This is a genomic window from Pedobacter sp. P26 (genome assembly GCF_050632135.1).
GTDB lineage: Bacteria > Bacteroidota > Bacteroidia > Sphingobacteriales > Sphingobacteriaceae > Pedobacter.
Genome location: NZ_CP192574.1, coordinates 824,362 through 839,673 on the forward strand (window position 1 = coordinate 824,362; position 15,312 = coordinate 839,673).

A 15,312-nucleotide genomic window follows, 5' to 3' on the forward strand; every position below is an offset into this window, starting at 1 on the left:
TACAATATATGCAAAAACAAGGCAGTACTTATATTGAAGAAATGTTAATGCCTCAAAATAGCATTGTGGTTGATGAAGCAGCTAAACCCTATTTAGCACAGTTTGTTTTAAGCATAAGTCACGGCGAACAAATTTATCGTGGTTTGGTTGAGCGATCAGCAAATGCCGGGGTAACCCGACTTTTTCCGCCAGGTAAAGAATGGCTTTATTTCGAAATTTATTGCCATCAGCAACGTAGTGATCAGATTTTGACGGAAGTAATTGCGCCTTTCCTAACCACTCATACAGATCAGGTAAAATCTTGGTTTTTTATCCGCTACAATGAAAATGGAAACCACATCCGGTTTAGGATTCAACTAAACAATCCAATGGATGGACAGCTGTTAATATCAAAGCTCATGGATGATCTGGAATTGTTTTTATACTCTGGTTTGGTATCTGACGTACAGATTAAAACCTATAAGCGTGAGTTAGAACGATACGGCAGTAATATGATTGAAGATGTTGAACGGCACTTTGCTATAGATAGTGCATTTGTAATATTACTTTTAGAAACACAGATAGATGATTTTAACAAATATAAACTGTGTAATCTTTTGGTTTCAAAGATTATCGGAGCCGGCATTATAGATAAGCCGGCCATCAATAAGGTCGTGAGATTAATGTCTGATAACTTTAATGAAGAGCATCGATTGGATGCCGCTGATTTTAAACAATTAAATATTCATTATCAGGAGTTTCGAAAAGCAGAATGGGCAGCATTAACAGCAGAACAGGAGCAGGGCTTTAGCTTGTTTTCAGATTCTTTTATCAGAGTTCTTACACAATGTGCTCCTGAAAATGCATTAAAGCTATTCACCGATTTAATACACATGCACGTAAACAGACTCTTCAACAAGGATCAGCGGACGCATGAAATGGTTATGTATTATTTTCTGCTAAAAGACATTCAACGTCAGAATGCAACAAAAATTTAGCGGTTTAACCTGGCCAATGGATTAACTACAGTTACATCTATTTCTGTAATGTAGCGGTTAAGTGGATCCTGGTAATATCTGAATACATAGTCGTTACCATAAAAATTACTCAGGCGCTTGCCAATATTATCAATTCCTACATGATGGCTTTCCGTTTGTTTGCCTTTATTATCATTAATCATGTTTATGGTGCTGATATTCAGCTTATCTTTTTCGTAAGTGATTTTAATGATCGCTGGTTGAGTAGAGTGCGAAATATTTCCGTGCTTAAATATGTTTTCAACCAAAGTTAGTAAGATAAGTGGTGGAAATCTTAATCCAAACATATCGCCCGTTATTTCAAGTTGCAGATTAATTGCATTAGCTGTCCGGAGTTTGTGAAGATTGATCAGGTGTTCAATTTGTTCAATTTCTTCACTTAGCGGAACCATCTCTGATGCTTCAGGACGTTTTAGGGCATAGCGCATCATTTCGGCCAGATTCATAATGGCATCTGCTGCCATAGGTGCCTTTTTGCGGGCATCGTTATAGATGAAGTTTAATGTGTTAAATAGAAAGTGTGGATTGATTTGACTGCGCAGATAATTGTTTTGCGATTGAACCAGATCATTCTCTAAAGCCTGTTTTTCTATTTGTGTAACCAAGTTCTGCCGTTCCAGTGCTTCTACTTTCTTCTGATCCTGAAATGATTTAATAAGATAAACATAACCCGTTGCAAAGCCGATATAATATAAAGAACGATAAATACAGCTTAGAATGAATGCCATATCAATTGCAATTGGAGTCGGGACTATAATTAATCCAACTGCTCTAAATAATGCACTTAATAAAAAGGTAACTGAAGTATACAATAAACTCGCTAACAATATCAGTAACGAAATCCTTATCACTTTAAAAATGTCATTTCTTTTGTTTAGTATCTTATTTAGAAAAAAAGAATAACCATAAAAAACAGAAATATTAGTAACATAAATGATAATATAAACTCCTGGTTGCTTAAAAGATTTTGAAAATAGACCTAGGATAAATACCTCATAAATGATATAAATTCCCCAAATTAAGAAATGAAGTTTATAATTCTGAAAGAATTTTTGAGGTTAAAAAAAATCATTTTATTGCTTTTTATCTATTAAATTAAGGTTTTGGCCCGTTAAAAATGGGGGTTTGTGTAAAAAACTGGTTGCGTTATGTTTTGAGTTGCACCTTTATAGAAATTAATAACAACAACAAGTAAACACATAAAATATTATATCATGAAAGCTCAACACACTACTAAACTTGCTAAAAGAACTGTTTTTGTTTATAAAAACATTAAAGATCAAAACAATTTTACAACACAGCCAACTGGTGATCAAAGTCAAACTATCATTATGACTGGAACAGTTAGCAATATTATATTGTAATATATCTACTGATTCCGGTTGGACTTTAATAAACTGCTCTGTACATAGGCGAAGAAAGTTTCTTTATAACCTTCGCCAATTTGTATCATCTCGTTATTTACCAAACGGATTATATTTCCATCTACTTTTTTGATTGCCGATTTAGCCACAATGTTAGATTTATTAACACGGATAAAAGGGTGGTTCTCTAAGGCCTTTTCAATTTCCTTAAGTGTAAGATAGGTAGTGTGGATTTCAGACTTAGTAATAATCTGTATATAATTCTGTAGTGCTTTGATATAAAGTATTTCATCAATAGCGATGTTGGAAAAAGCATATTTATGGTCGCCTTTGATGTAAAGGGCCGCAACCTGATCAGCTTCTTTCGTAGTGCCTTTGCTATTATTATTTGATTCCTTTTTTAAAATCCTATCAATACCTAATGCAAATTTTGCAAAAGAAATAGGTTTTAATAAGTACTGATCTGATTGTACATCAAATGCTTGCAAGGCATAATCGGGATGAGCAGTTGTGAAAATCAAATATTTTGCTTTTTCTCTGATATTTTTCGCCAGTTCTAATCCATTGATTCCTGGCATATCAATATCCATAAATAATAAATCAATTTCGTCCTCAATACTTATCTCGGTAAGTGCTTGGACAGGGCTGGTAAAAGTTTTAAAAACTGTTAAACCAGGCATTTCTGCAATGTGGTCAGTTAATACCTCAATTGCATGTTGCTCGTCGTCTATAACAACGCATTTTAGATTCATGAGTATAAAGATGTGGGTTTATTTGATTTGAATGCAAGTTAAATAAAAATGAATTGAATTAACAATTGCATCTAAAAAAAACTCATCTCCTGTTTTGTCTAAAAAAACCAGGGTTTCGTGTAATATTCTGGGTGGTTGATGTAAAAAAATTATCCGCACCCATTCTTTTTTATAATCTTTAAACTGTTTGCCAAAAACAAAATAATTAGCGGTGAGAGCTACTAATTGTGAAAAACATCTGCCTGCCCAATCTTGTGTAGCCTGTAGATAATAAAATTGAAAACAGGCCATACAATACTGGGTTAGATTACCAAAAACAAGAAAACCGAAAAGCAAAGAAATATTCCCTACATCTACCCGAGCATCCACATGAAAAACAACGAATACGAGTATTTACTGAATAAAATCTATTACAAGGGGATTCTAAAAAATCAAGGAATCAACTCAGATATGTACCAGAGGATGCAAAATGAATATCGTAATCTTGATGGAAAGCCTGTTAAGGGCCAGTTAGATGGCGAACATGCCTTCAGGAAATCTTTTTTGGTTGTACGCAATTATGTTCAACAGGCTATAAAAGATGGCATGAAAAGCTTTCAGTTTACGATGCAGGCAAATGATATCAATAAATTAACTTATATGGTTGATATGTTGAACAGAAACTTTTTTGATAAACAAAGTTTAGATCAAATTATTATCACTGCAAATTCGGTATTTAACCAGTATAATTTAAAAAATTAACTACCTAAAATAGATAACAATGGAATTGAAAGACGAAATCGGGCAGTTTGCCGTAAGAATTAAGAAAATGCTTCCACAAGTTCAATCTGAGGATTTAACAAGGAATGCGTTAGTTATGCCTTTTATCCAGATCTTAGGGTTTGACCCTTCTGAGGTTCAATCTGAAGCCGTTCTAGACTTCGGGGTTAAAAAAGTAAAAAAGTTGATTACACCATTATGAAAGATGGCGAACCAACAATTCTGGTTGAATGTAAACACCATAACGATAATTTGGATATTCATGATTCACGCCTGTCTAAATACTTCCGTAAAACAAAAGCGAAATATGGCTTATTAACCAACGGTTTAGTGTACCGCTTTTACACAGAGAAAATGGTGAGATCAAAGAAAAATCAAGAGCCATTATTCGAGTTTAAAATAACTGATACCAAAGCAGCTACTATTGCTAAAATGATCGAAGATCATAAAGATTATTTCAATGTAGATCAAAAAACTAATGTAGCAGCTACAAGCTAACAATATTAATTTAATCTAAGAGTTCCCAAAAATTTTCATCTAAAAGTCTTGATCTGATCAGGACTTTTTTATGCCCTGTTGCAAAAGAAAAGGGAGAAACCGGTTCAGTTTCTCCCTTTAAACAATGACAGGATTTCCTGATTAAATTAACGCTACGCTTCTGCTTACAAATGCGGTTAACTCTGCTCCGGTTAACATCCCCTGTGCCAATAGCGCTAAATCTACCGCTTGTTTGGCCAAAGTGCTTTGTTCTGCTTCATCAGCGTTTAAAATCTTGCTGATCAACTTGTGGTTCCCATTAATGGCAACCTTGTAATTGTCCGGCATCTGGCCATAAAAGCCCATTCCACCGCCCATAGCAGCCATATCTTTCATACGGCGCATAAACTCGTCCATGGTGATCGTTACAGGCAGTTCCTCAGGGTGTAAAGCCACAATTTCTACATGCATACCTGGTTTGGTAATTGCTTTTTCAAAAATAGTGGTCACTTCTTTTACTTGATCTTCTGTTAAAACATGCTCATTTTGCTCGTCTTTCTCAATTAATTTATCTGCGACGCTCGAATCAACACGTTTGATCGATGTTTTTTCTAATTTTTGCTCTAACTGATTAATAAAGTGATTATCGATAGGCGAATCCAGCACTAAAACATCGTAATCTTTTTTATTGGCTGATTGGATAAATGCATCTTGTTTCGCAGCATCATTCGTGTATAAATACACTACCGTGCCGTTTTTATCAGTCTGTAAAGGAGATACTTTTTCTTTATATTCAGGAAGTGTGAAAAGCTCGTTTTTCGTGTTGCCTACTAAAGCAAAATCTTTGGCTTTGTCGTAAAATTTCTCTTCGCTAATCATACCGTATTTAACAAAAAGACCAATGTCTTTCCATTTATCTTCATAAGCTTTACGGTCTTTAGCAAATAGCTCACCTAATTTATCAGCAACCTTTTTTGTAATGTAGTTGTTGATCTTTTTAACATTGCTATCGGCCTGCAGGAAACTACGCGATACATTTAAAGGAATATCCGGAGAGTCAATTACCCCGTGCAATAACATTAAAAATTCAGGAACAATATCTTTAACCTCATCAGTAATAAATACCTGGCGAGAGTACAATTTGATTTTGTTGCGTTGCATTTCAAAATCGTTTTTCAACTTAGGGAAATACAGTACGCCCGTTAAATTAAAAGGATAATCAACATTTAAGTGGATCCAGAATAATGGTTCTTCACTAAATGGATATAATTCGCGGTAAAAGTTTAAATAATCCTCATCTGACAAATCTGCAGGAGCTTTTGTCCAGATCGGGTTAGTGGTATTGATAATGTTATCAACTTCAACATCGTTATATTTAGCTTTACCTTCTTCATCTACGCCATCTTCAACAGATTCTGTTTTAGTACCAAACTTAATTGGAACTGGTAAAAATTTAGCATATTTATTAAGGATTTCCTGCAGTTTGCTTTCTTCTAAAAACTCTTCCGAATCTTTGTTTACATGGAGGATAATATCAGTACCGCGGGTAGTTTTAGTACCTTCAGTAATTTCAAATTCTGTACTACCATCACAAACCCAACGTGCAGGCTCGGCGCCATCCTGGTATGATAAAGTTTGAATTTCTACCAAATCTGCAACCATAAAGGCCGAATAGAAGCCTAAACCGAATTTACCAATAATTTCATTGGCATCTTTAGCATCTTTAAATTTCTCTACAAACTCACTCGCGCCAGAAAATGCAACCTGGTTAATGTACTTTTTAATCTCTTCAGCAGTCATACCCAAACCATTATCACTAATGGTAATGGTTTTAGCATCCTTATCAACAGCAACTTGTACCAATGGTGCACCAACTTCGCCATTAAACTGGCCTAATGAACCTAGTCTTTTAATTTTCTGAACAGCATCTACTGCGTTAGAAACCAACTCACGAAGAAAAATTTCGTTATCAGAGTATAAAAACTTCTTAATTATCGGGAAAATATTCTCGGTATGTATAGAAATATTTCCTTTTTCCTGTATGCTCATATGTAAATAAATTGTTTAATCTACATCCTGCATAACAAGGGTTGTTCCAAAAGAATTTATTTGACAAAATGACAGCCGCACGAATCGTCATTGCGAAGCCAATTCTTTATTGGCTGTGGCGATCTAACTTGTAAATGGTTTTCTTGTTGTTGGAAGTTACTTGCTTTATGATTCCATGGTCTGTGTCTCACAGACCACTAGTTTGTTTTTATTATTACACAGTTTAAATAATGATTTGAAAAGCAAAACCTGTATTCACAATTATTGTTAGCCCCGCTGTACCTTCTGCCGACTGAAGGATCGGGCATTCGTCCCATCGGGTTTAGATCAGGTAGTGCTGTGCCAGTAGGAGGGGTTTCCACTCATAGCGCCTATTCAATAGTCTTTATTTCCACTATGTTGTTAAGTTAAGCACAGTCGTTGTCAGTCTGAGCGGAGTCGAAGACCTTTTTCTCAGTAGTCGATTCCAAATCCATGATCTATGTTCCACAGACCAAGGTCCTTAAGTTAAGATTTTTAACCACAGATACACACGGATTTCATATCTGTGTGCATCCTTCCTATCTGTGGTTAAATTATTTTTGCTTGTTGCCTGCCCGAGGCTTAACTTAATGATATTGCCGCACAGGCCATCATTAGTAATCGTAATTTACTCTTCATCACTATAAGCCAATTCAATATCAATAAACTGGATAATTAACGAGCATACATTACCTTCAACATCAAAACCATAATAAACAGGGTAGGTGCCATCGCCAAAACCACTCTGGAAAAATGGAATATGATAATCTGTTCCAGGAATTTTCCAGTTGATCCAGTCGCCGGCTTCGCGTTGATAAATAGGATTTTCTGCATAGTTAGCGGCAAAAAGTACCGCGAAATGATCATCGTATAAGTTTTTACCTGGATTTTCGTTATGAAATTTATCCTGGAAGGCACAGAAATGTTTTAGTGTTTCTTTATCTAGAACACAACCTAAACCCGCATCCACGTTAAACCCGAAAAATTCACCTTCGTTAAAATCAACAAGGTCTTCGGTTCCGATTAATGCTTCTTCAAACCTGATTGCATCATAAGCGGTAAACTGTACCTTAACCGCGGCATAACGGGCACAATCATGATCATCAGGTACCACTACAGCGGCAGTAACGGGAAATTCGCCCGTTGGTACTTTGATCAGATAGGGCTCTGCATCTTTTTGAATATAAACCAATGGATCGCGTACCAAAATATCGCCTGTTGGAATGGAAACGCTACCAAGTTCAAGATGATCGATTTTTTCCTCCTACAGTTGTTTCTTCGAAATAATCATTAAGGTTGTTTGGGCAAGCTAGCAGGTTACGCTTTTCATTCCAGGTTTTCAACCATTCTTCACTTGGTTTCATGATATTCAGTTTTTCGTTTTAAGATATATGAAAATAAAAAAGCCAGGAAGATTAAAGTCTTTCTGGCTAATATTTTGATCCAAATGGGATTTAATTTAAATGAAAACTTGGTTTATCTTCTTCCAATGATAGGATTTTACTGATTTTTTTAAGCAACACATCCATTTGGAATGGTTTCGATAAGAAATCGTCCTGGCCGTAGTTTAAGGTTGTAAAATCTTTTGGATCGTATAAGCCAGAAATAAGCAAAATTGGAATTTTAGAAGTGCTTTCAATTGATTTTAACTGTTCGCATAATACACGCCCATCAATATGCCCAAGAGAAATATCGAGTAAAATTAAATCAGGATTAAATTTTTCAATTCTGTTAAAAATCTCTTCACCATCATTCAGTGCCGAAACTTTAAACCCTCCGATTTCCAGTATTAATTGTATGGTTTCTAAAACCTCAATATCATCGTCTACTACCAGTATTCTTTTCATATATGTGTGTGCAATTATATGCTGTTGAAAGTATAACAAAAGTTTTTGTGGATATGTTTACAATCTTAAGCATATTTTAACAATTTATTATGGCAAAGTAGATTTTGATTTAGCTGGCCTGTTGTATAATGCCTTCTTTATGTAAAATGAAATTAAACAGTTCATCTATCGGTTTTTGTAAAATTTTACCTGGCTCGATGCCATTTTCTACCAATACCGAAATGAGTGCATCCTGATAATAGTAGGCAATAGAGCCTACAAAGTGGCAAGGTACATTTTTGTGTTTAGGGTAGTCTTTAACATTCGTATCTACAAATTCCTGAAAACCGCTTCTTAAAATGTCCTGAATAAATGGATGGTCTTTATGGTTGGCCATAAAACGGCTAAAACCGGCTAAGTAAATATTAGGGAAAGGTTTTTGATACACGTTAGTAATAATCTGCTCTTTTTCTGCAGGGAAAGACTTTTTAAATTCTGCCGCTAAAGATGGTGGCATTTTATTGTATAAATAACTTAGAAGCACTTTTTTACCAAAGAAAGTACCAGAACCTTCATCGCCTAGAACGTAGCCCAGGCCATGGTGCCCGTCATGGATTTTTTTCCATCAAAATAACAGATATTCGATCCTGTACCTAAAATACAGTTTAAACCTTCTGCATTTCCGCAAGTAGCATATACCGAACCCAGAAGGTCGTGATCTACCGAAATAAAAGCATTACCAAAAACAGCTGAAAGACCATTTGAGACAACTTCATGTTTGTCGGGAGAAGAACAACCAGCTCCAAAAAAGTAGATTTCTTTTACCTCATCGGCATATTGTAATAAAGATTCATTTTTAGAAATCAGATTGGTTATTTCTTGCTCACTTAAGAAATAAGGGTTTATTCCAGGAGTGCTAAATTTAATGGTTTCGCCATTGTGATAGCCCATCCAATCAGTTTTTGATGAGCCACTATCTGCAACAAGTATCATGGCACTAAATATAAAAATTAATTATAGAATTTTATACTTGAAATAATTTCGTTACTTCTGTTAAACCGTTTAATTTAAGTAAATAAAATAACCATTCACCAGTAAAAAATGATCAATCAATTACCAATGAACCAATTGGGGTTTAATGCTAAATTCACGGAGTCATTTTACAATAAAATAATTTAATACCGCGAACCATTTGATTTGTGCACCATGTCAGCCATTGACTAAGGAATGAACAAGTACCAATGAGCTAATGACTATTGAACAAATGAACATATAAATCGGCACACTATTTCGATAAATCTATAGTTCCACTAATTGCTTTTAAGTTTGTTTCGGCTATTTTTGCCTGATACTGCATTTCAATAAAGCGGTTTTGCGCGTCGATGGCATTACGTTGTGCTTCTCTTAGCTCTAAAGGAGCGATGCTTCCCAACCGGTATTTTGCCAGCGTGATATCAAGGTTTTCTTTTGCAATATCCACATTGCGTTGCTCTAATTTGATCAGATCAAGGTAAGTACTGTAATTTTGATAAGCCGTGAGCAATTGCGAGTTTACATCGAGTTTGGTTTTGCTTAAGGTTAAGGTCGAGTTTTCAATATCTATCCTGGCATTTCGCTCATTCTGTCTTTGTAAAAAACCATTAAATAAGTTGATACTTGCCGTAACGCCATAGGTAAATCCATTGGCGGCAAATTTTTGGTTAAAACCTGTTGGGCTGGTACTATTTGCCCTGCTATAGCCAGAGTTTAGGCTAACTGACGGATAGCGGGCCCCACGGATAGATTTTAAATTTAAGGAAGCAATGCGTTGATTAATAAACGCATTTTGCACATTGGGATTCTGCTGCTCGGCCATTTCGGCCATTTTACTATATAAGATACCTTTATCTACATCAATATTACTATCTACAGAAAACATTGTGCCAATATCGCGAACCATTAATTGGTTTAAACGAATTTTAGCTACCTGTAAAGCATTTTTGCTTTGCAGGTAATTTGAAGTGTCAGTATTGTAATCAACTTGTGCGGTTAATACATCGAGCTTTGAACCCCGGCCTAATTGTAATTTGGTATTAGCAATATTGGTGCGCAACACTGAAACATCCATGGCGCTATCTGCCGCTATAACCAGTTGTTGTTGCCTCACCACATCATAATAAGCTGTAATTACATCGGCAACGGTGGTTAAGATGGTTAACCTCGAATTAAGTTCGCCTTGTTTTTGCAGTTCTTTCAAGCGGTCATAATTGGCAAACATGCTAAAACCGTCAAAAATAGTCCAGTTTAAGTCGGCACCATAGCTGTTATTGGTACTTTTTGCACCCGTAATTACCCTATCTGGGCCTGTTGCTGGCGTTTGGCGTGTATTTTGGATACTTCCACCATTGGTATAATTTCCGGTTAAATTAGGCAACATCCCCGCATTACCGATATTGGCGTTGTTTTTTGCAATATCGATCTGGTTTTTGCTGATTTTTATATCGTAGTTATTCTGTAAAGCAATGGTGATGGCCTCCTGTAAGCTCAGTTTCTCTTGTGCAAAGGCCGAAAGCGATAGGCTTAATAACAGAATCAATATTTTTAATTTCTTGCTCATCTTATTCTTCTGTATGTAAAGCTTCTTGTTCAAAACGATGGGCTTCTTTTAATTCTTTGTTTGGTTTATATGGTTTTGCCCAATAAGAGTAAATGGCCGGGATCACAAATAAGGTTAATACCAGCGAGAACAATGTTCCACCTACAATTACGGTTCCCATACTCATCCTGCTTTTTGCAGCGGCACCTAAAGCTAAGGCAATAGGTAAGGCACCAATGGCAATGGCCAAACTGGTCATTAAAATTGGGCGCAAACGCGAAACAGCAGCTTCACGGATGGCTTCTGGTATCGGAGTACCTTTTTCTTTTAACTGGTTGGCAAATTCGACAATCAAAATACCATTTTTGGTTACCAGACCAATTAACATAATGGTTCCGATCTGACTAAAAATATTCCAGCTCTGTCCGCAGAGCCACAACGATAAAAATGCGCCCGCAACGGCCATTGGTACCGTTAAAATAATGATAATCGGGTCTTTAAAACTTTCAAACTGTGCCGAAAGGATTAAATAAACCAATAGGAGGGCTAAACCAAAGGCAAAGAAAGTGTTAGATGAACTCTCCTTAAAATCCCGCGATTCTCCACTTAAATCGGTCGAAAAGGTTTCGTCCAATACTTTTTAGAAATGGCATCCATGGCATCTATACCTTCGCCGATACTTTTTCCAGGGGCTAAACCTGCCGAAACAGTGGCCGCAATAAAACGGTTATTTCTGTACAGTTGCGGTGGACTACTTTCTTCTTTGGCAGTAACTACGTTGTCGAGCTGTACCAGTTCGCCTTTATCATTACGAACATAAACCGAACTCAGATCTAATGGATCTTTTCTGTCGCCACGGTCAAACTGACCGATTACCTGGTATTGTTTTCCGTTCATAAAAAAGTACGAAAACCTTTGCCCGCTTAAACCAAGATTTAAGGTTTGGGCGATGGCAGAGATCGAAACTCCTAAATTCTTGGCTTTGTCTCTGTCTATGGTTAGGTTAATTTCGGGTTTGTTAAATTTCAGGTTCACATCCGAAACGGTAAATGTAGGGTCTTTGGCCACTGCATCCATGAACAATGGGATTTTCTCCCGTAGCTTTTCAAAATTTTGTGCCTGAATGATGTAACTAATGGGTAATCCACCACGGCGCCCAACGGAAATGGTAGGCTGCTGGTTAACGATGGTTTTACCTTCGGTATATTTTTTAGTCACCCTGGTAAGCATATCAGCAATATCTTTTTGCGAACGTTCACGTTCTTCCGGATCGATTAAACCCATCCTAACAAAACCAGAATTTACCGAACCCGAACCACCAAAACCCGGTGAGGTGATGGTAATGTTCACATTTTTTCCGGAACAGAATCGATCACCAATTGGTTCAGTTTCATGATAAACTTATCAGTATAGGTAAAAGATGCACCTTCTGGAGTGGTTACGTTGATGTTGATTGCACTTCTATCATCGTAAGGAGCGGTTTCTTTTGGTAAAACCTTCCAGAATAAGAAAATTAGGCCCATACATACCAGAATAATCGGGATGGAAAGCCACCTTTTATCTAGAAACTTATTCAAATTCGATTCGTACGCATCGTTCAGCTTTACAAAATAAGGCTCTGTCCAATTGTAAAACCTTGAAGGTTTATGCCCACCTTTTTTCATCAGGTAGGCATTCAACATCGGGGTTAAAGTAAGGGATACAAACGCGGATACCAATACGGCAGCGCCGATTACCACCCCAAATTCCCTGAATAAACGGCCAACAAAACCCTGTAAGAAAATTACGGGCAGGAATACTGCGGCAAGCGTAATGGAAATGGAAATTACGGCAAAAAAGATTTCGTTTGATCCTTTAATGGCCGCCTCAAATGGCGACATCCCTTCTTCCACCTTTTTGAAGATATTTTCAGTTACCACAATGCCATCATCCACTACTAAACCTGTAGCGAGTACAATGGCCAGTAAACTCAATACGTTTATCGAGAAGCCAAAAGCATACATAATAAAGAAAGTGAAAACTAAGGATACCGGAATATCAATCAATGGCCTGAAAGCAATGGCCCAATCTCTAAAGAACAGGTAAATGATCAAAATTACCAATACCAGTGATAAACCAATGGTTTCGGCCACCTCTGTTACAGAACGTTTAATAAACAAGGTATTATCTAAGGCTACTTTAAGCTTAATGTCCTGTGGAATGTCAGCTTTTAATTTATCAAAACGTTTGTAAAACTCTTTACTGATATCGAGATAATTGGCTCCCGGCTGCGGGATAATGGCAATAGCCACCATCGGTCTGCCCGACTCGCGCAGAATGGTTTCTTCGTTTTCTGGCCCTAAAACTGCATAACCCACATCCTTTAGCTTAACTACCTGATTGCTATCGGCTTTTAAGATTAAGTTGTTAAACTGACTTTCGTTTGTTAGTTTTCCTAAAGTCTTAACCGTTAGTTCAGTAGTTGCCCCGGTAATTTTTCCTGATGGAAGCTCGACATTTTCATTGTCTAATGCGGTAACAATATCCTGCGAGGTTAAGCCGTAAGCACTTAGTTTATTCGGATCCATCCAGATACGCATGGCATATTTTCTTTGCCCCTGGATTTGTACACTACTTACCCCCGGAATGGTTTGAATACGGTCGGCAATTACGTTTTCAGCGAAATCGCTTAGCTCTAATGTATTGCGTTTATCGCTCTGTATCGTCATCGATAAAATGGGATCAGAGTTGGCATCGGCCTTACTTACAACTGGTAAACCGTCAATATCTTTAGGTAAAGTTCTGGCCGCTTGCGATACTTTATCACGCACATCATTTGCGGCCTCCTCAATATTTTTATCGAGGTTAAACTCTATGGTAATATTGCTCGTTCCCTGGTTACTTGATGAAGAAATATTTCTGATCCCATCGATAGAATTGATCGATTTTTCTAAGGGCTCGGTAATTTGTGATTCGATAATATCAGAGTTGGCCCCAGGATAAGAGGTTCTTACCGAAACCACCGTTGGATCGATAGATGGATATTCCCGTACACCGAGAAAGGTATAGCCGATTATCCCGAAAAGGACAATCAATAAGTTCATCACAATGGCCAGAACGGGCCTTTTTATACTCGTGGTTGAGATGCTCATATTATTCTTTTACCAAATGAACTTTTACAGGAGCATCTTTCTTCAAGGCCATTGATCCGGTAGTCAGTACTGTGTCGCCAGCTTTTAATCCTGATGTAATCACAATGTTTTCATCGGTACGGGTGCCGGCTTCTACCTTAACTTCCTTTGCTTTGCCATTCTTTTGGATGTACACGATTTTTCCTTTTAAAACCGGGACAACTGCTTCGTTTGGAATCAGAATGGCATTTTGAAGGGTATTTAGGGCCAGTTTAATTTTGGCGAAAGACCCTGGTAATAGCGCATTATCTGCATTTGGTGCCAAAGCCCTGATTTGTAATGTTCTGGTAGTGGCATTAATCCCTGGCTCTATCGCATAAACTTTTCCTTTATTTTCTTTGGAAGAACCATCGGTAGTAAATATGATTTCAGAATTTACTTTAATCTGTCCTGCATATTTCTCCGGAACAGAAAAAGTAACTTTAACCGGATTGGTACTCACCAGGTTTGCAATTACCGTTGCCGGGGTTAAATAAGTGCCGGCAGAAATACTGCGTAAACCCACGCCGCCTGTAAAAGGTGCCCGGATAGTAGTTTTGGCCAGCTGCGCCCTGATTAATTGCGCTTGTGCCTGTAATGATTTTAAATCAGCTAAAGAAGTATCGTACTCCTCTTGGCTGATGGCACCTTTGGCCAGCAATTGTTTTGCGCGGTTCTCGTTTGTGCCCGAAAGTTTTTGTTTGGTCAACGCATCCTGCAATTGCGCCTGTATATCTCTGTCGTTTACTTTCACCAGCACACTTCCTTTTGATACCGTTGTACCTTCCTGGAAATAAATTCCGGTAACCAATCCTGATACTTCACTTTTCAATACAACCGATTCGTTTGCATCAATAGCACCGGTTATCTCCAGGTCATTGTCAAACGATACTGGCTTAACTATAATTCCATCAACTACCAATGGCGCAGAAGAACCTCCTTTACCCCCGTCTTTACCTTTCCCTGCCCCCGCAGATGCCCCGCCTTTTCCTTCGAGTTTCTTGTTAGCGTTAATTCTGTAATAGACTAAATAAGCCAGGCCTATAGCTAAAACAGCATAGATAATATACCTTTTCTTCATGTTTATATTTGTGTCGTGCGTATTCCAAACATTAAAATAAGATTAATGTTCCAGAATTAGAGCGTAAAAATATTCAAATAGTTTAGTCCTAAATTTGTTGTATTAAGGATGTTACCGATTTTAGTTCGAAGTCTGAAGCGGGAAAGTTTATAGTTTGGATGAAAAATAATAAGTAGCGATCAATTATTATCCGTCGAAAATGAACAAACTAATGCCTGGTGCCACTTGGGCTGTTAAAGTTCC

The 15,312-nt window shown here is 37.2% G+C and carries 15 protein-coding genes and 1 pseudogene; 5 read left to right on the forward strand and 11 right to left on the reverse strand.

Going from position 1 to position 15,312, the window contains the following annotated elements:
• The first annotated feature begins 8 nt into the window (after positions 1–8).
• Positions 9–977 (forward strand): thiopeptide-type bacteriocin biosynthesis protein, encoded by a 969-nt coding sequence (locus ACQ86H_RS03955; protein WP_431293918.1) that lies wholly within the window; start codon positions 9–11, stop codon positions 975–977.
• Here ACQ86H_RS03955 and ACQ86H_RS03960 read toward each other — a convergent pair.
• On the reverse strand, positions 974–1,744 hold the full coding sequence (locus ACQ86H_RS03960) for a sensor histidine kinase (protein WP_168202503.1): 771 nt from the start codon (positions 1,742–1,744) through the stop codon (positions 974–976). The two genes, ACQ86H_RS03955 and ACQ86H_RS03960, sit on opposite strands and share 4 nt — an antisense overlap.
• A gap of 486 nt (positions 1,745–2,230) precedes the next feature.
• Here ACQ86H_RS03960 and ACQ86H_RS03965 point away from each other — a divergent pair, with 486 nt between their 5' ends.
• Positions 2,231–2,380: a hypothetical protein gene (locus ACQ86H_RS03965; RefSeq protein ID WP_431293919.1), complete on the forward strand. Its 150-nt coding sequence runs from the start codon at positions 2,231–2,233 to the stop codon at positions 2,378–2,380.
• Between the two features lie 5 nt (positions 2,381–2,385).
• Here the strand turns inward: ACQ86H_RS03965 and ACQ86H_RS03970 are convergent, their stop codons facing one another.
• Both ACQ86H_RS03970 and ACQ86H_RS03975 read right to left on the reverse strand, forming a co-directional pair.
• Complete coding sequence (locus ACQ86H_RS03970; protein ID WP_138818570.1) at positions 2,386–3,132, reverse strand: LytR/AlgR family response regulator transcription factor; 747 nt, start codon at positions 3,130–3,132, stop codon at positions 2,386–2,388.
• 18 nt (positions 3,133–3,150) lie between these two features.
• Complete coding sequence (locus ACQ86H_RS03975) at positions 3,151–3,423, reverse strand: hypothetical protein (RefSeq protein WP_431293920.1); 273 nt, start codon at positions 3,421–3,423, stop codon at positions 3,151–3,153.
• Positions 3,424–3,501: 78 nt separating this feature from the next.
• Here ACQ86H_RS03975 and ACQ86H_RS03980 point away from each other — a divergent pair, with 78 nt between their 5' ends.
• From ACQ86H_RS03980 to ACQ86H_RS03990, 3 genes are read left to right on the forward strand one after another with little or no spacing between them, the layout of a single operon-like run.
• The gene (locus tag ACQ86H_RS03980; protein ID WP_138818568.1) at positions 3,502–3,873 is read left to right on the forward strand and encodes a hypothetical protein; all 372 of its coding nucleotides are present in this window, start codon (positions 3,502–3,504) and stop codon (positions 3,871–3,873) included.
• A gap of 19 nt (positions 3,874–3,892) precedes the next feature.
• Positions 3,893–4,093, forward strand: a complete 201-nt coding sequence (locus ACQ86H_RS03985; protein ID WP_431293921.1) for a hypothetical protein — start codon at positions 3,893–3,895, stop codon at positions 4,091–4,093.
• Complete coding sequence (locus tag ACQ86H_RS03990; RefSeq protein WP_431293922.1) at positions 4,090–4,389, forward strand: type I restriction enzyme HsdR N-terminal domain-containing protein; 300 nt, start codon at positions 4,090–4,092, stop codon at positions 4,387–4,389. The genes ACQ86H_RS03985 and ACQ86H_RS03990 overlap by 4 nt, the downstream gene beginning before the upstream one ends.
• Positions 4,390–4,530: 141 nt before the next feature.
• Here the strand turns inward: ACQ86H_RS03990 and htpG are convergent, their stop codons facing one another.
• The 8 genes and pseudogenes from htpG to ACQ86H_RS04030 all read right to left on the reverse strand — a co-directional run bounded on the left by htpG (position 4,531) and on the right by ACQ86H_RS04030 (position 15,069).
• Positions 4,531–6,417 (reverse strand): molecular chaperone HtpG, encoded by a 1,887-nt coding sequence (htpG, locus tag ACQ86H_RS03995; protein ID WP_210419392.1) that lies wholly within the window; start codon positions 6,415–6,417, stop codon positions 4,531–4,533.
• Between the two features lie 649 nt (positions 6,418–7,066).
• Entirely contained in the window at positions 7,067–7,645 is a 579-nt protein-coding gene (locus ACQ86H_RS04000) for a DUF4241 domain-containing protein (protein ID WP_431293923.1), read from the reverse strand.
• A 247-nt stretch (positions 7,646–7,892) separates the two neighbouring features.
• Complete coding sequence (locus tag ACQ86H_RS04005; protein ID WP_121283970.1) at positions 7,893–8,285, reverse strand: response regulator; 393 nt, start codon at positions 8,283–8,285, stop codon at positions 7,893–7,895.
• Between the two features lie 109 nt (positions 8,286–8,394).
• A complete protein-coding gene (locus ACQ86H_RS04010) occupies positions 8,395–8,781 on the reverse strand; it encodes a hypothetical protein (protein ID WP_431293924.1) in 387 nt (128 codons plus the stop codon).
• A 62-nt stretch (positions 8,782–8,843) separates the two neighbouring features.
• Positions 8,844–9,257 (reverse strand): hypothetical protein, encoded by a 414-nt coding sequence (locus tag ACQ86H_RS04015; protein ID WP_431293925.1) that lies wholly within the window; start codon positions 9,255–9,257, stop codon positions 8,844–8,846.
• Between the two features lie 292 nt (positions 9,258–9,549).
• Positions 9,550–10,860 carry a TolC family protein gene (locus tag ACQ86H_RS04020; protein ID WP_138818563.1) on the reverse strand — a complete coding sequence of 437 codons (1,311 nt, stop codon included), beginning with the start codon at positions 10,858–10,860 and terminating at the stop codon, positions 9,550–9,552.
• Position 10,861: 1 nt separating this feature from the next.
• Positions 10,862–13,970 (reverse strand): annotated as a pseudogene (locus ACQ86H_RS04025) (efflux RND transporter permease subunit).
• Position 13,971: 1 nt separating this feature from the next.
• Positions 13,972–15,069, reverse strand: a complete 1,098-nt coding sequence (locus tag ACQ86H_RS04030) for an efflux RND transporter periplasmic adaptor subunit (protein ID WP_431293926.1) — start codon at positions 15,067–15,069, stop codon at positions 13,972–13,974.
• Positions 15,070–15,312: the final 243 nt, after the last annotated feature.